The following is a 14,893-nucleotide window of genomic DNA, read 5'->3' as shown; positions in this document are numbered from 1 at the left end:
AGGCTTTTCGATGACCATGAAGGACTACCGCACCATCGTCGTGGGAACCGACGGCTCGTCACTGGCCGGCCCCACCGTCGGCCGGGCGGCCTGGTTGGCCAAGCACGACGACGCCAATCTGGTGATCGTCTGCGCCTACGCCCGGCTGTCGCGCCGCGACGAGGCCAAGAACGTCACCACGCTGGGCGGCGACTCTCGCATCGGCCAGGTTCTCGGACGTTCCGCGGCTGGACAGGCGTTGAGCGAAGCGATGATCGTGGCCGCCGCCGAGGGGGCCACCGTCACTGCCGCGCTGCTGATCGACGGGGAACCAGCCGAGGCTCTGGTGTCGACCGCCACCGAGCAGCAGGCCGACCTGATCGTGATGGGCGCGCTGCAGGATCGCACATTGGTCGATCGCCTGCTCGGGTCCACTTCTGAGGAGGTGGTCAAGCGCGCCGGCTGCGACGTGCTGATCGTTCGTCCGGAGTTCAACGAAGGCGACCTCGAGGTGCCAGAAGACGCCTCGATCGACCTGTAATTCTCGATGGAGGCCAAGGAAGCACTGATTTCGCTGGTCAAGCTTGTCGAGACCTCTGATAGGGCTCTGACGCGGAGATTCGCCGAATCTCCTGCCATCCCGATCCGCGCGCGAAGCCGCGGCTAGCTGCTGGCAAGAGGTTTCGACACGTCCAACCAGCGCTGGTTGCGTCACTCAGCGTTTCCCTGAGCCTGTGCCACCGACCGGGCACCCACCTTTGGGTGGGTGCCCGGTTTCGTGGTTCTACCCGACCGGGGTCAGGTTCAGCGTGCGTCCGACCAACGAGCGCCGGCGCCCGGCCAGGGTGCCGGCCAGCCCGGTCAGCGCCACCGCACCCGGACGGACCGGGTCGGCCACCACCACCGGAAAACCGTCATCGCCGCCGACCCGGACGGCCGGATCGAGCGGCACCTCGGCCAACAACGCGATGTCGTAGCCGAGCCGCTTGGTGAGCGTAGCCGCCACCTCGGCGCCGCCGCCGGTGCCGAACACGTCCACCCGGTGCGACCCGCCGCAGTGGGGGCACTCGACGTCGAGATGGCTCATGTTCTCGACGACACCGATCACCTTCTGGTCCATCATCGAGGCCATCGTGCCGGCCCGCTCGGCCACCTCTGCCGCCGCTTGCTGCGGCGTGGTCACCACCAGCACCTCGGCGTTGGGCAGCTTCTGGCCCAGCGACAGCGCCACGTCACCGGTGCCGGGTGGCAGGTCGAGCAGCAGAAAGTCGAGATCGCCCCAGAACACGTCCGAGAGCAGTTGGTGCAGGGCCCGGTCGAGAATCGGCCCACGCCAGGCGATCACCTGGTCGCGGCTGGCCTTCAGCATGCCCATCGAGATCACCTTCAGGCCCATCGTGGGCACGGGCAGGATCATGCCGTCGAGCGAGGTGGGGGTCTCGTCGGCCACCCCCAGCATCTGCGGGATCGAATGGCCGTAGATGTCGGCGTCGAGCACCCCGACCGACTTGCCCAGCTCGGTCAGCGCCATGGCCAGGTTCACCGTCACCGACGATTTGCCGACCCCGCCCTTTCCGCTGGCCACCAGGATCACCTGGGTGAGGTTGCTGGGGTCGGCGAACGGAATCGACCGCTCGGCCACGCCGCCGCGCAACTGCGTCTTCAGCGCCGCCCGCTGTTCGTCGTCCATGGCGCCCAGGGTGAGGTTGAAGCCACACACACCCGGCACCGCGGTGACCGCGGCGGTGACGTCGGCCTCGATGGTGCTCTTCATCGGGCAGCCCGGAATGGTCAGCAGCACAGTCAGCGACACCACGTCGTCGTCGTCGACGCTCAGCGATTGCACCATGCCAAGGTCGGTGATCGGACGCTTGATCTCGGGGTCGACCACCCCAGCCAGCGCCTCCCGGACGGCGGCGAGCAACTCGTTGTCGGGCATGGCAGAACCCTACTCCGGGCCGCAGCGCCCACCCGTCAGGTATCGCCCTGTGCGTAGTCGGCGGAACGATCTGCGTGGTTCAGGGGACGGTTCTTCTTGGTTCGGGGGACGGTTCTTCTTGGTTCAAGGAAGTGTCCCCATCCGGTTCAGTGGACGGTTCTCAACGGGTCCAGGAACCGTCCCCTGAACCAAACAGAACCGTCCCCTGAACCAAGAGAACCGTCCCCGTTGGTCGAGCTTGTCGAGACCCTGGACGCTCGACCAGTCGCCGCCGCACTGATCAGCGCTTGCCTAACCGTCCCGTCCGGACGGACGGCCGGCGTCACGCGTCCGCGGGTGATCCCGGCCGGAGCCTCGCGCACCGTCCTCGGCGTCCGCGGCCTTGTCGAGTTCGTCCAGCAGGTCGCGCAGTTCGGAGCGGATGAAGTCACGGGTAGCCAGGTCGCCGATGCGCATGCGCAGCGCCGCGATCTCGCGGGCCAGGAAGTCGGTGTCGGCCCGGGCCTGTGCCGCAACCTCGCGGTCATGCTCGAGGCTGACCCGCTCGCGAGCCTCCTGCCGGTTCTGCGCCAGCAGAATCAACGGCGCCGCGTACGAAGCCTGCAACGACAGCAGCAGGGTGAGAAAGATGAACGGGAACTCGTCGACGATCCACGCGGCAGGCGCGAACACGTTCCAGCAGACCCAGGCCACGATCAGCACCGTCATCCAGATCAGAAAGCTGGCGGTGCCCATGAACCGGGCGAAGCCCTCGGCAAAGCTGCCGAACACCTCTGAATCCATCCGGACCCGAGGCAGCCAGCGCCGCTCCCGCCCCGGGGTGTTGAGCCGATCACTGGAGGACACCGTTCACCCCTTCCCGCAACTGATCCAGCTGAATCCCTCGCCAGTCGTTAGGCAGAATGTGGTCGAGCACATCGTCGACGGTGACCGCGCCGAGCAGCCGTCGCTCGGCGTCGACCACCGGGGCGCAGACCAGGTCGTAGGTGGCGAAGTAGCGCGACACCAGCGCGATGTCGGAGTTGGGCGCCAGCGGCGTGATGCCCTTGTCGACCAGGGACGCCGCCAGCGTGGACGGCGGTTCGCGCAGCAGGCGCTGAATGTGCACGGCGCCCAGAAACCGTCCGGTCGGCGTATCGAGCGGCGTGCGACACACGAACGCCAGGCAGGCCAGCGCCGGCGTCAGCTCTTCGTTGCGCATCATCGCCAGCGCATCGGCAACGGTGGCGTCGGGGGCGAGAATCACCGGTTCTGGCGTCATCAGGCCGCCGGCCGTGGCGGCGTCGTAACTGAGCAACGAGCGGACGTCCTCGGCCTCTTCGGGCTCCATTCGCTCCAGAATGTCTTCGGCGACCTCGGGGGCCAGCTCGGCGATCAGGTCGGCTGCATCGTCGGGGTCCATCTCTTCGAGTACGTCGGCGGCCCGCTCGGCCTCCAGCGACTGGATCAACGCGACCTGTTCGTCTTCGGGCAATTCCTCCAGCGCCTCGGCCAGCAGTTCGTCGTCCATCGCCTGAACCACTTCGGCACGCCGCTGCGGGCTCATATCGTGCAACTCGCGGGCCACATCGGCGGGCTTCATCTCTTGCAGTTCGGCGAGCACCTGGTCGGCTCCACGGCCGGGAATCAGGGCGAAGTCGGGCACCTCGCTCCACGCCACGATCTGCACATGCGGCTTGGCGAATGGACGGCGTCGGCCGAGGCCACGCAGCGCCACCTCCGACAGTTCCCAGTCGCGCGGGCGCACCTGCCTGATCGCGAGGTCGTAGATCGTGAACGGCTCGGTGTTGCCGCGCCGGTAGACGGTGCGGTCGAACAGGTCGTCAATGGCCAGGCTCTCAACCTCGCGGCGCTCGAACCGTCGGGTGTTCACCACGCCCGAGATGATCACCTGGTTGACGTCGATCGAGTGCACCCGCTCCATCGGAAAGAAGATCCGGCGCAAGGCGAAGAGTTCGACCACCAGGCCCTTGACCCGAGGGGCCCGCTTGCCGGGGCGGTTCTGCAGCACGACATCGCGCACCTTGCCGACCTGGTCGCCGGCGGTGTCGAGGATGGGCAGACCCTTGATCCTGGACACGAAGATCGACGAGGTGGAACTCACCTTCGAACGGTAGCGCGTCAGCGCCCCGGCTGACCCCTCAGGTCGCCTCGGTGTCGAAGGGAGTCACCCGAACAGTTGCCGCCAGCGGCACCGCGACCTGGTCGCCGCCCGCGTCTGAGCCGTCGTCATCGGCAGCGCCGCCGTCGGCGTGCAGCGCATCGTCGATGCTGGTGCGAGCGCCCTTCAGTTCTTTGGCGATGTCGTCGAGTTCAGCGGTCGCGTCCGGCCCCAGATGCTTGGCGACGAAGCTGCGCGGGTTAAGGTCCGAGAGCTCCAGATCGGCGAACTCAGGGCCAAGCTCCTGCCGCAGCCGACCCTGCGCGTCGTTGGCGATGCGGCGAAAGTGGTGCAGCAGCCGCGCCGCCTTGCGGGCCAGTTCGGGCAGCTTCTCGGGGCCGAACAGCACGATGGCCAACACGAGCAGCAGAACGATCTCGCCCGCGTTGAAGTCCATGACTCACAGGGTAGTGCGGCCGTCCGCTCCCGGAGAACCGCCGATCTTGGCTGGTCGAGCTTGGCGAGACCTCGGCTATGACGCTGTGGCAAGGGGTTTCGACGTAGCTCAACCAGCGGGGCTGCGTTATTCGGCTTCGCTAGAGCCCGGCCGCGTCCAGCAGCGCGACGAAGGCGGACGCCTCGGCGCTCGAGGCCGGCAGCATCGGCAGCCGCAGCACCGCCGGGCCGAAGCCGCGGGCGGCCAGCCCGGCCTTGACCAGCATGCAGCCCTGGGTGGCGAACACGCCGGTGAACACCGGTAGCAGTGCCGCGTTCGCGGCGATTGCGCCGGACAGGTCGCCGGCCAGGAACGTCTCGATCATCGCCTTGGTGCGGGCCCCGGTGAAATGGGTGGACGTGCCCACCACACCGACCCCGCCCACGCTGAGCACCGGCAGGGTGAGTGCGTCGTCGCCTGAGTAGTAGTGCAGTTCGGTGCTGGCGATCGCCGCGGCAGAGGCGACCAGGTCGCCCTTGGCGTCCTTCACCGCGACGATCCGCGGGTGCGCTGCCAGTTCGATCATCGTTGCAGTCTGAATCGGCACCGCGGCGCGGTGCGGGATGTCGTAGAGCATCACCGGCAACTCGGTGGCATCGGCCACGGCGCGAAAGTGGGCCGCCAGGGCGTCCTGTGGCGGCTTCGAGTAGTACGGCGTGACCACCAGCAGGCCGTTGGCTCCGGCCTGTTCGGCCTGCTTCGCCAACCGGACGGTGTGCGCGGTTTCGTTGGTGCCCACCCCGGCCAGCACCTTGGCCCGATCTCCCACCTCGGCCACCACTGCCGCCACCAGATCGGCTTTCTCGGCATCGGAGGTGGTGGGCGATTCGCCCGTGGTGCCGTTGATCACCAGAGCGTCGTTGAGCTGCTCGTCCACCAGATAGGCGGCCAGCTTTCGGGCCTGCGCCACATCGACCGAGCCGTCGGGTCGAAACGGAGTGACCATGGCGGTGAGCATGCGGCCGAACGTTGGCTGAGGCATGCCCGCAGTGTAGTGCCGCGAGCACTGGTCACCCGGTACCGGCAGGGGGTGCGTTCGGTAGGGTTGCCCCCGTGACTCCAGCATCGCGTTCGGCCGCCAAGGCCACCACCCCATCACCCTCGTGGGCATTCTCCGAGGCGTTCATCGCCGATGACGACACCATGCGCCTGGCCCGCGCCGCCAGCCGTCAACTCGCGCTGAGCTCGGCCAGCCAGGGGGTCACCTCGACGTTGACCCTGCTGGCCAACCTGCTGCAGGCCAGGGCCGTTGTCGAGATCGGCACCGGGGCCGGGGTTTCTGGCCTGGCGCTGATTCGCGGCATGGCGCCGGACGGCATTCTCACCAGCATCGATCTCGAGACCGAGCACCAAGTCGCGGCCCGGCAGATCTTCGCCGCCGAGGGCGTGCCGACCCGCCGGGTTCGGCTGATCGCCGGCTCAGCGCTGAACGTGCTGCCCAAGCTGAGTGACGGCGCCTACGACCTGGTGCTGGTCGACGGTGACCCGCTCGAGTTCGTCGAATACGTGGCGCAGGCCCAACGGCTGCTGCGCAGCGGCGGGGTGCTGGTGCTGCACCACGCGCTGTGGAAGGGCCTGGTCGCCGACGAGGGCAACGACGACGACGAGACCTTGATCATTCGTGAGTCGCTGCAGGCGGTGCAAGACATTGAAGACTTCACCGCCACCCTGCTGCCCGTCGGTGACGGGCTGCTCGTGGCGGTGAAGTCGTAGCTTCGATTTTCGTTGGTCGAACTTGTCGATACCTCGACCGGAGTGCTCTCATCAGGGGTTTCGACGTCAACCAGCGGCACTTTCGGCGATCAGCGCTTCCTCAGGGAAGCGCTGATCGCCGTTGGTCGAGCTTGTCGAGACCCCCAGACACGCCGCCGTGGCAAGGGGTTCCGACAGGCTCAACCAGCGCTGCTCGGGTTCGTCAGCGCTCCCTTGGTTGGCCGGTTACGGCCCGACGATCGGGAAGCTCTTCGGCACCACGGTGATGCCGTCCTCGTGGTAAAAGCCGCGGGCCCGGTCATGTTCGGGGTCGACGCCGATTTCGACGCCGTCGGGCACGTGGACGTTCTTGTCGAGGATCGCTCGGCGCACCACCGCGTTGCGGCCCACCTGGCAGCCCGGAAAGATGATCGACTCCTCGACCTTGGCCCATTTCTGCACCCGCACGTTGGGTGACAGCACCGAACGGTCGACGTCGCCGCCCGAAATGATGCAGCCCGCGCTGACGATCGAGTCTTCGGCGTTGCCGCGCAGCGTGAACTTGGCACCCGGGGCCTGCACCTGATCGGTGAACATCGGCCACTTGCGGTTGTACAGGTTGAAGTCAGGGTCGACCGACACCAGATCCATGTGGGCGGTGTGGTAGGCCTGAATGGTGCCGACATCGCGCCAGTAGTTCTTGTCGCGCTCGGTCGAGCCAGCCACATCGTTCAGGGTGAAGTCATACACCCCGGCGCGTCCGGCGTTGACGAAGTCGGGCACGATATTGCCGCCCATGTCGTGCTTGGTGTCGCGGCTCGCGTCGTCGTTGAGTGCTTCGACAAACGCGCGCCGGGTGAAGATGTAGTTGCCCATCGACGCGAACGACTCATTTGGGCTATCGGGCAGCCCCGGCGGGTCGGCCGGCTTCTCCAGGAACGTCTTGATCTTGGCGTTCTCGTCGGCGTCGATCACACCGAACGCGGACGCCTCGGCCCGCGGCACCCGAATGCCGGCCACCGTGCAGTCGAAGCCCGACTCGATGTGCTGGTCGAGCATCTGCGACACGTCCATGCGGTAGATGTTGTCGGCGCCGAATACCACCACGTAGTCGGGGTCTTCGTCGTTGATCAGGTTCATCGACTGGTAGATGGCATCGGCGCTGCCCTGGAACCACTGCTTGCCGGTGCGCTGCTGGGCCGGCACCGAGGTGACGTAGGCGCCGAGCAGGGTCGACATGCGCCAGGTGACCGAGATGTGCCGGTCGAGGGAATGCGATTTGTACTGGGTCAGCACACAGATCTTGCGCAGATCTGAGTTGACCAGGTTGGACAATACGAAGTCAATCAGGCGGTAGGTGCCACCGAAGGGCACAGCAGGCTTGGCGCGGTCCGCCGTCAGTGGCATCAGTCGCTTGCCTTCGCCACCCGCCAGGACGATGGCCAGAACGCTCGGTTTGTTCATGATCCGAACATAGGCCCCACCGCTGGTCAGGGACAGTAGAACGCGACGAAATTCTCAGCTCTGCGGCCTCTCACAGCCGAAACATCGCTCGGGCTGTCCGCGCTTGCCCCTGAAGTCTCCCCTTCGCGGCGTGGGTTGTGCCACGATCCGGGTATGGCACTGCGCGTATCGATCCTCACCCGTGAATACCCACCACACATCTACGGAGGCGCCGGCGTGCACGTCGGCCAGCTCGTTCCGCAGTTGCGCAAGTTCTGCGAATCGGTGGACGTCCAGTGCATGGGCGAGCCGCGCGAGGGCGCCACAGCCCACGCTGAGGATTTCCCCCCGGGCGCGAACGGTGCACTGCGCAGTCTGGGAGCCGGCGTGGCGATGGCGGCGGCGATCCCCGAGGTGGACGTGATTCACGCCCACACCTGGTATGCCCAGTTCGCCGGCATCATCGGCGGTGAGTACCAGAACGTGCCCAGCGTGGTCACGGCGCACTCGCTGGAGCCGGATCGTCCCTGGAAGGTGGAACAGCTCGGCGGTGGCTACCGGGTGAGCTCGTGGATCGAGAAGACCGCCTACGGCCACGCTGACGCGGTGATCGCCGTATCGGCCGCCATGATCACCAACATCAAGAAGGCCTACCCGTTCGTCGATGACGACAAGATTCACGTGGTCAAGAACGGCATCGACCCCGAGGAGTTCAAGCCCGACCTCAACACCGACGTGATCGACTCGCTCGGCGTCGACCGCGACAAGCCGATCGTCACGTTCGTGGGCCGGATCACCCGACAGAAGGGCCTGATCCACCTGGTGCGGGCCGCCCAGCAGTTCGACCCCGACACCCAGGTGTTGTTGCTGGCCGGCGCTCCCGACACCCCTGAGATTGCCGCCGAGTTCGACGGAGCGTTCGCCCAACTCAACGCCACCCGCAGCGGCGTGAAGTGGGTGCAGGAGATGCTGCCGCGCGCGGCGGTGCGCCAAGTGCTCACCCACTCGACGCTGTTCGCGTGCCCGTCGATCTACGAGCCGCTGGGCATCGTGAACCTCGAGGCGATGGCCTGCGAGATCCCCGTGGTCGCCTCCGCGGTGGGCGGCATTCCCGAGGTTGTGGTCGACGGCGAGACCGGTCTGCTGGTGCCCTACGACCCCGAGCAGGCCGGTGACCCGGCCTTCGTCGAGAGCTTCGAGACGTCGTTTGCCGAGAACGTGAACGCCCTCACTCGTGACCCCGCCCGGGCCCGGCAGATGGGCCTGGCCGGTCGGCAACGCTGCATCGACGAGTTCAGTTGGGAGAAGATCGCGCAAGAGACGGTCGCGGTCTACGAGCAGGCGATCGCCGCGCACAACTCCTGAGCGGTTGCGCCAACAACGAACCCACCGCTGGTTGAGCTTGTCGAAACCCTTGCCGCAGCGGCACATCCCAGGTCTCGACAAGCTCGACCGACGATCGATCAGCGTTTTCGAAAACCGGGCATGACGAAGGCCCCCGATCACTCGGGGGCCTTTCGCTTACTGCCAGTCGGTTCAGGCCGGGTTGACGACGCCCGTGAGCGCCCCGAGAAGTTCCGCCGCCTCGGCTGCATTCATCTCGATGACCAGCCGGCCGCCGCCCTCGGCGGGAATCCGCATGGCTATCACGCGGCCCTCCTTCGCGACCTCGATGGGCCCGTCGCCGGTCCGCGGCTTCATTGCTGCCATTGCTCACCCTCGTTCTGGTTGGGGACTTACCCGTCCATTATTCCAGACCGCCCGGCAGGTCGTCGGCCATGATTTCGGAGCCGTGTTCGACCGGGCCGGCGGGTTGGTCGAGTTGGCGAGCCAGCCGGTCGAGCAACTCGTCCACCTGGTCCATCGAGTAACCGCGCGGAACCACCGCAAATCGCAGGCCGCGCAGATCGTCGCCGCTCAGCACGCCCGTGGGCACGTGCGGTCGCGGCGTGTCGGTGACCGTTGCCGGCAATTCACCCAGCCGACCGGACGCGGCCACGGCCGCCAGCCCGAGCACGGCGACCGCGATCATCCACAGCACCCACTGCATGCCGTCATCCTTTCATGTGCCGGAAGTCGCACCGGGGGCCAGGGTCACGGCCCGGACCACCTCGTCGACGCTGTCGGTGATCGTGACCAGGTCGAGGTCGGCCTCGCTGATGTACCCGCCGGCCAGCACGCCGTTGCGAATCCAGTCCAGCAGCGGAGCCCAGAACTCGGTGCCGTAGAGCACGATCGGAAACGAGGTGACCTTTCCGGTCTGCACCAGGGTGAGCGCCTCGAACAACTCGTCGAAGGTACCGAACCCGCCGGGCATCACCACGAAACCCTTGGAGTACTTCAGGAACATCACCTTGCGGGCGAAGAAGTAGCGAAAGTTGATACCGAGGGTGACGTGCTTGTTCAGCGACTGCTCGAACGGCAATTCGATGCCCAGCCCCACCGACACCCCGCCGGCCTGCGCCGCACCCTTGTTGACCGCCTCCATGATGCCCGGGCCACCACCGGTGATGGCCGCGAAGCCAGCCTGCGCCAGGGCGCGTCCGATCTCGACGCCGGCCTGCCACATCGGGCTGCCCTTGGGGGTGCGAGCCGAACCGAAGACGCCGATCGCCGGGCCGAGCTCGGCCAGAGTGCCGAAGCCCTCGACGAACTCGGCCTGAATGCGCAACACCCGCCAGGGGTCGGTGTGCACCCACGCGGTGTCACCCTTGCCGGCCAGCAGCCGCTGGTCGGTGGTGGTCGGCTGAACCTGGGCCTCACGGCGAATCACCGGGCCCTGGGTGCGGGTGCGCTTGGTCACGCGGCCAGCCTAGATGACTAATTCTCGGGGGTGTTAGTGGTCGTAGGCGACCAGGTTTCTTCTGGCTAGGGAGTTTGCTTGGTGGTTGTGCCAGATGGCGGTCGTGAGGGCGAGGATGCGTTGCGCGACCCGGGCGGCGACCCCGGCCGGGGTGCGTCCGCCGTGTGCTTCGAGGTCGAGTTGGCCCTTCAACGTGTCGTTGTGAGGTTGACCCCGTAACCCGGACACCGTCTTGGCGGGTTCCCTTGTCGGAGACCGCCGGAGAGGATGTCCTTGATGGGAACTTCGAAGAAGCGGAAGAGTTACACCCCGGAGTATCGGCGTGAGGCTGCGCATCTGGTGATCGACACCGGCCGCACGATCGCGGCGGTCGCGGCCGAGATCAACGTGGGTGCGCAGCTGTTGGGCCGTTGGGTCCAGGCCGAGCGGGACCGGATCGGTGCGCCGCCGGAGGCGCCGTTGGACGTGTCGGAGCGGGCCGAGCTGGAACGGCTGCGGCACGAGAACACCGAACTGCGGATGGACAACGAGTTCCTGGGAAAAGCCGCAGCCTTCTTCGCGGCGAAGAACACTCCCGGCAGGAGTGCTTCGAGGTGATCGACGCGGAGAAGGCGAACTACACGATCAGCCGGATGTGCCGGCTGATCGGGGTTGACCGGCGCCGCTACTACGAGTGGTGCAAGCGTCGTCGCGGCGGCCCGACTCGCGCCGAGCAGCGGCGGGCCGAGCTGACCGGCAAGATCGTCGAGTTCCACAAGGCTTCCGATCACACGTATGGGGCGCCGAGGATCCGCGCCGACTTGCAGGAGGCTGGGGAGACGGTGTCGCGCAAGACGGTCGCGAAGCTCATGCGGCAAGCCAAGATAGCCGGGATCAGTCCCCGGACCTGGCATCCGCCGACCACGGTGCCCGGCCCGAACCCCGACCCGGCACCGGACCTGGTCAAGCGCCACTTCGACAAGGGACACCGCGATGTCGCCTGGTTCTCCGATATCACCTACCTGTCCACTGGTGAGGGCTGGGCCTACCTGTGCGCGGTCCGTGACGGCCACACCCGCCGGGTCCTGGGCCGTGTCATCGCCGACCACCTGCGGGCCGATCTCGTCGAGGACGCGCTGCGTCAGGCCGTCGCTCTGCGCGGTGAGCTGCCCGGGAAGGTGATCTTCCACGCCGATAGGGGCTGTCAGTACACCAGCCAGCAGATCGCCGAGGTGGCCGGCCAGCTCGACCTGCTGCGCTCGATGGGACGCACCGGGGTGTGCTGGGACAACGCGGCAGCCGAGTCGTTCTGGTCGACGCTGAAGAACGAGTACTACCACCGGCACGTGTTCGCCACGATCGTCGAGGCCCGCCGCGGCGTCTATGCCTGGATCGACGGGTTCTACAACGCCCGCCGGCGCCACTCCAAGACCGGCTACCTCAGCCCACTACAGTACGAACACCACCTGGCCCGACAGACCGACCAGCCGGCCCTCCAGGCCGCCTGACCAAACAACCACCTGTCCGGATTTTGGGGTCAACCTCAGTTGACCGATTCGATGATTTGGCGCAGTGGTTTGAAGAACCGCTGCCCGGGTCGGGGCTTCTCGCCCTTGCGGGCCGGGCGGAGCAACGCGATCCCCGCTTCGTTCAGGCCGGTCTCGAACTCGCGACCGTGGTAGCCCTTGTCGACGATGATGATCTGGCGGTGTTGCTAGGGCCGGTGCTGTAGCGCGGCAGTGGCGCCGCGTAAGTGTTCCACCACGTCGCGTTCGTTGGCTTTGGCACCGGGGGTGTTGGTTCGCCAGGGTCGGTGCGGGCTGTCTCCCCGTACCGACCGAGCTGATCGCGCGGCTGGGAATCGCTGCTCATCGAGCTCCTTTCGTCGCCCGGTATGCGTGCGGGCCTGTGGCCGGCTATCTACTGCTCGACGCAAAGGGAGCACGCCTGCGACGGCCCGCCAGCATATAAACAATCCAGTAGGCGACAAACATTGGGATGTACCACCACCAGAGGTTCATCAGCACGATGTTCGCCACCAGAAGCCCGGCCCTCGCGTCCGCGTTCAGAGCATGGATTGGATCGATGGTGAGGAGCGGCGACAGGTAGCGCACGGCCGGTGCGGCGACTACGAACACCAAGCCTGAGATCACGTTGCGCATCCTCGGAGCGCTCCGACCCCACTTCGGTAGCCCGATGAGGCCAAGGACCAGATTCAAAGCCCACCAAGCACCAATCACAAGGTGATCAAGGCGCACCCCATTGACGTCGCGATTCTTCGTTGAACACGCTGTCGGGCCGAGTCGCACTCTCACTACCCGTCAGTCGCTGCCCCGCCAATGCCTGGGTGCTCATCACTTCAACGATAGGTGGCGCAAGACGGTCGAAGCTCCGGCCAAGGCCACCGAACTCGGTCCTGAGCGAGATCGACACCGACGTCTCCTTCGTCAATGAGCCTCTGATGCTGAACTCCGCACCCCAACGCAACCTCCGCAGCCCCGTCACATGGATACCCGGTGTATTCGAGATGATGTCGACACCCATGAAGTGGGGCTGGAGAGCCTCATCGAGCCGCGCGAGGACGGTCAACTGCGGCGGCGTTGGCGAAGGCCCGACCGAATCGACGGTAAGGACTTCTGGCGCATACGTTCTGTAACTCCGACCCAAGTCACTTGCGCCCTCGAGTGGGCTGACGGTTGCGGACGACACCGCGAGTGGAAGTGAGTCATATGCTGGTGCACCACAAGGAAGGTGAGCAGAACCGAGGACACCAAGTGATGAGAGTGGGCCTGACAGCCGCAGGCGCGATCGCGTTGCTCGTTCTCGGCGGATGCTCCAATCTGCCGCCCCTAACCACTACTCGGCCACCAGCGGTCACCACGTCTCCAACGAGCAGCACCGCATCCTCACCGACCCTCACTCCGGGCGCCACCACATCCGTGGCAGATCCTGAGACGGCGAAGTGCAAACCGCTAAGCCGCAGCCTGCTGAACGAGGCGAACGAGCGGGGCAGATTGGGCAAAGCCGCACGATTCACCTCCGGCCAGATGGTCAAAGCCAGCGACCACTGGTGGTTCGTCGCCGCCCGAGCCACCACTGAGCCTGGATACGAGAAAGTGAACGGCATCCGCAACGGACGGATGGCATTCGTCACCAACCAGCCCTCCGGCGGCTCCTCCTGGGTGCCGCTCAGCGATGCACTGGTCCAGAGTGGAGACTGGGATGGCACGCTACCCAACGGCGACGAAATACCCGACTGGGAGGCCTTCCGCGCGACCGCTCTGAAATGCCTGAGCTAGCCGATCACGGCCGCTGACGCGCGTGGTCACGATTGGGATCTATCTAGTTGCTGCACTCGTTGTTGCTGCACTCGGTGCCGGGGGGTCCGGGGCCTCAGGGGTGCGGCATCCATTCGTCCATGGCGTCGGCGTTGATGGCGCGGCCGAGCGAGGCCACCCGTTCGTCGTCGGGCCGGACGTAGCCGTTGCCGGACGGCAGTGTGCCCGGCGCTGCGGTGGGCAGCTTGAGCGCGGAAAGATTCTGCGCCGACCTCTTGGCGCGCAGCTCGACGAACAGTTCGACCATGCGCCGGGCGTCCAGGTTGCTGTCGACCACCACGTCGGTGGCCAACTGATCGAGCACGGCCTTCACCGTGCCGGGGTTGGTCAACGCCTCGTTGGTGAGCAGCCGTGTGGCGATGCCCTGCAGCACCAGGCGCTCACTTTCGGCCGGGTCGAGTTCACCGGGGCCGGCCACGCCCTGACGCACGAAGGCCAGGGCCTCTTCGCCCGACAGCGTGAGCTCGCCCCGCGGAAACGGGAAGCCCTCGCTGTTGCTCTCGACCGGGTTGTCGATCGGCACCCCGTCCACCAGATCGATCAGCCGCGACATGCCGTTCAGCCAGGTGAGCGCGACGTGTTGCACCCGAATGCCCAGCAACTGCTCAACGGCCAGCACTGTGCCCGCCGCGCCCTGGTCGGCGTACACCCGTCCCAGGGTGGTGGGCTCGGCCCCGGGGCTCTCGATCAGCAGGTTGCGCGGCAGCGAGATCAGGTACACGTCGTTGCGGGCGGCGTCGACGTGCACCAACATCAGCACGTTCGCCGCGCCTCGTTGCAGATGGGTCTCGGTGCCGACCAGCAGCAGGTTGATCGAGCCGTCGGAGGTGTTCGCCACCACGTCGCGCCCGGGCAGCAGGGTGGGGTCGCGCGTGATGCCGGACAGCGACAGCCACAACGAGCCGACAGCGGTTGCCGCGACCACCACGACGGCCACCAGCAACGCCAGCAGGCCCGCCCCGGCGCGCCGAAACCGCCGCAGGCCAAGGCCTCGCGGCTGCGTTTGCGAATAGGAAAGAAAGTCGCTAATGGTCCGATCCCCCCGGTCGGCTCATTGATGATCAGCGGTCACTTCCCCCGAAGGACCGGCTATCGCGTAAGCATACACAGGGGTTGGCCGGGA

17 protein-coding genes are annotated in these 14,893 nt (G+C 66.5%); 5 read left to right on the top strand and 12 right to left on the bottom strand.

Annotated elements, in window-relative coordinates; genetic code table 11:
* Positions 1–10: 10 nt before the first annotated feature.
* Entirely contained in the window at positions 11–520 is a 510-nt protein-coding gene (locus tag QM721_RS11810) for a universal stress protein (protein ID WP_415122210.1), read from the top strand.
* A 243-nt stretch (positions 521–763) separates the two neighbouring features.
* On the opposite strand, the gene QM721_RS11805 is transcribed toward QM721_RS11810, so the two are convergent.
* The 5 genes from QM721_RS11805 to dapA all read right to left on the bottom strand — a co-directional run bounded on the left by QM721_RS11805 (position 764) and on the right by dapA (position 5,497).
* Entirely contained in the window at positions 764–1,918 is a 1,155-nt protein-coding gene (locus tag QM721_RS11805) for an Mrp/NBP35 family ATP-binding protein (RefSeq protein WP_415122208.1), read from the bottom strand.
* Positions 1,919–2,209: 291 nt separating this feature from the next.
* On the bottom strand, positions 2,210–2,764 hold the full coding sequence (locus QM721_RS11800; RefSeq protein WP_415122206.1) for a DUF1003 domain-containing protein: 555 nt from the start codon (positions 2,762–2,764) through the stop codon (positions 2,210–2,212).
* Positions 2,751–4,022 carry a magnesium transporter MgtE N-terminal domain-containing protein gene (locus QM721_RS11795; RefSeq protein ID WP_415122204.1) on the bottom strand — a complete coding sequence of 424 codons (1,272 nt, stop codon included), beginning with the start codon at positions 4,020–4,022 and terminating at the stop codon, positions 2,751–2,753. The genes QM721_RS11800 and QM721_RS11795 overlap by 14 nt, the downstream gene beginning before the upstream one ends.
* A 37-nt stretch (positions 4,023–4,059) precedes the next feature.
* On the bottom strand, positions 4,060–4,476 hold the full coding sequence (locus tag QM721_RS11790) for a sec-independent translocase (protein WP_415122202.1): 417 nt from the start codon (positions 4,474–4,476) through the stop codon (positions 4,060–4,062).
* Between the two features lie 139 nt (positions 4,477–4,615).
* Positions 4,616–5,497 carry a 4-hydroxy-tetrahydrodipicolinate synthase gene (dapA, locus tag QM721_RS11785; protein ID WP_415122200.1) on the bottom strand — a complete coding sequence of 294 codons (882 nt, stop codon included), beginning with the start codon at positions 5,495–5,497 and terminating at the stop codon, positions 4,616–4,618.
* 71 nt (positions 5,498–5,568) lie between these two features.
* On the opposite strand from dapA, the gene QM721_RS11780 reads away from it, so the two are divergent.
* Entirely contained in the window at positions 5,569–6,228 is a 660-nt protein-coding gene (locus tag QM721_RS11780; protein WP_415122198.1) for an O-methyltransferase, read from the top strand.
* 225 nt (positions 6,229–6,453) lie between these two features.
* On the opposite strand, the gene glgC is transcribed toward QM721_RS11780, so the two are convergent.
* Positions 6,454–7,671 carry a glucose-1-phosphate adenylyltransferase gene (gene glgC, locus QM721_RS11775; protein WP_415122196.1) on the bottom strand — a complete coding sequence of 406 codons (1,218 nt, stop codon included), beginning with the start codon at positions 7,669–7,671 and terminating at the stop codon, positions 6,454–6,456.
* 159 nt (positions 7,672–7,830) lie between these two features.
* Here glgC and glgA point away from each other — a divergent pair, with 159 nt between their 5' ends.
* Entirely contained in the window at positions 7,831–9,015 is a 1,185-nt protein-coding gene (glgA, locus tag QM721_RS11770; protein WP_415122477.1) for a glycogen synthase, read from the top strand.
* Positions 9,016–9,186: 171 nt separating this feature from the next.
* On the opposite strand, the gene QM721_RS11765 is transcribed toward glgA, so the two are convergent.
* From QM721_RS11765 to QM721_RS11750, 4 genes are read right to left on the bottom strand one after another with little or no spacing between them, the layout of a single operon-like run.
* Positions 9,187–9,360, bottom strand: coding sequence for a DUF3117 domain-containing protein (locus QM721_RS11765; protein ID WP_415122194.1), 174 nt, complete (start codon positions 9,358–9,360; stop codon positions 9,187–9,189).
* A 37-nt stretch (positions 9,361–9,397) separates the two neighbouring features.
* Positions 9,398–9,700: a DivIVA domain-containing protein gene (locus QM721_RS11760; protein ID WP_415122192.1), complete on the bottom strand. Its 303-nt coding sequence runs from the start codon at positions 9,698–9,700 to the stop codon at positions 9,398–9,400.
* A gap of 12 nt (positions 9,701–9,712) precedes the next feature.
* The gene (locus tag QM721_RS11755) at positions 9,713–10,453 is read right to left on the bottom strand and encodes a TIGR00730 family Rossman fold protein (protein WP_415122190.1); all 741 of its coding nucleotides are present in this window, start codon (positions 10,451–10,453) and stop codon (positions 9,713–9,715) included.
* A gap of 33 nt (positions 10,454–10,486) precedes the next feature.
* Positions 10,487–10,645, bottom strand: a complete 159-nt coding sequence (locus QM721_RS11750) for a hypothetical protein (protein WP_415122188.1) — start codon at positions 10,643–10,645, stop codon at positions 10,487–10,489.
* Between the two features lie 81 nt (positions 10,646–10,726).
* Here QM721_RS11750 and QM721_RS11745 point away from each other — a divergent pair.
* Positions 10,727–11,940 (top strand): IS3 family transposase gene (locus tag QM721_RS11745; RefSeq protein WP_415119878.1). Its coding sequence is split into 2 segments (ribosomal slippage): positions 10,727–10,999 and positions 11,002–11,940, totalling 1,212 coding nucleotides; the frame shifts between segments, so codons are not numbered across the junction.
* A 408-nt stretch (positions 11,941–12,348) separates the two neighbouring features.
* On the opposite strand, the gene QM721_RS11740 is transcribed toward QM721_RS11745, so the two are convergent.
* Complete coding sequence (locus tag QM721_RS11740; RefSeq protein ID WP_415122186.1) at positions 12,349–12,594, bottom strand: hypothetical protein; 246 nt, start codon at positions 12,592–12,594, stop codon at positions 12,349–12,351.
* Between the two features lie 558 nt (positions 12,595–13,152).
* Between QM721_RS11740 and QM721_RS11735 the strand changes: the two genes are divergently transcribed.
* Positions 13,153–13,731 (top strand): hypothetical protein, encoded by a 579-nt coding sequence (locus QM721_RS11735; protein ID WP_415122184.1) that lies wholly within the window; start codon positions 13,153–13,155, stop codon positions 13,729–13,731.
* Positions 13,732–13,825: 94 nt separating this feature from the next.
* Here the strand turns inward: QM721_RS11735 and QM721_RS11730 are convergent, their stop codons facing one another.
* The gene (locus QM721_RS11730) at positions 13,826–14,698 is read right to left on the bottom strand and encodes an LCP family protein (protein WP_415122182.1); all 873 of its coding nucleotides are present in this window, start codon (positions 14,696–14,698) and stop codon (positions 13,826–13,828) included.
* Between the last annotated feature and the right edge of the window lie 195 nt (positions 14,699–14,893).

This window comes from Micropruina sp., from assembly GCF_047602085.1.
Classification (GTDB): Bacteria; Actinomycetota; Actinomycetes; order Propionibacteriales; family Propionibacteriaceae; genus Micropruina.
Note: the sequence above shows the minus strand (reverse complement) of the source record. Positions and strands in the feature narration are given on the sequence as shown.

Bases quoted from the DNA above. Each gene is read 5' to 3' on its own strand.
- QM721_RS11760 (WP_415122192.1), bottom strand. From the start codon at position 9,700: ATGCAGTGGGTGCTGTGGATGATCGCGGTCGCCGTGCTCGGGCTGGCG.
- QM721_RS11810 (WP_415122210.1), top strand. From the start codon at position 11: ATGACCATGAAGGACTACCGCACCATCGTCGTGGGAACCGACGGCTCG.
- glgC (WP_415122196.1), bottom strand. From the start codon at position 7,671: ATGAACAAACCGAGCGTTCTGGCCATCGTCCTGGCGGGTGGCGAAGGC.
- QM721_RS11765 (WP_415122194.1), bottom strand. From the start codon at position 9,360: ATGGCAGCAATGAAGCCGCGGACCGGCGACGGGCCCATCGAGGTCGCG.
- dapA (WP_415122200.1), bottom strand. From the start codon at position 5,497: ATGCCTCAGCCAACGTTCGGCCGCATGCTCACCGCCATGGTCACTCCG.
- QM721_RS11740 (WP_415122186.1), bottom strand. From the start codon at position 12,594: ATGCGCAACGTGATCTCAGGCTTGGTGTTCGTAGTCGCCGCACCGGCC.
- QM721_RS11790 (WP_415122202.1), bottom strand. From the start codon at position 4,476: ATGGACTTCAACGCGGGCGAGATCGTTCTGCTGCTCGTGTTGGCCATC.
- QM721_RS11805 (WP_415122208.1), bottom strand. From the start codon at position 1,918: ATGCCCGACAACGAGTTGCTCGCCGCCGTCCGGGAGGCGCTGGCTGGG.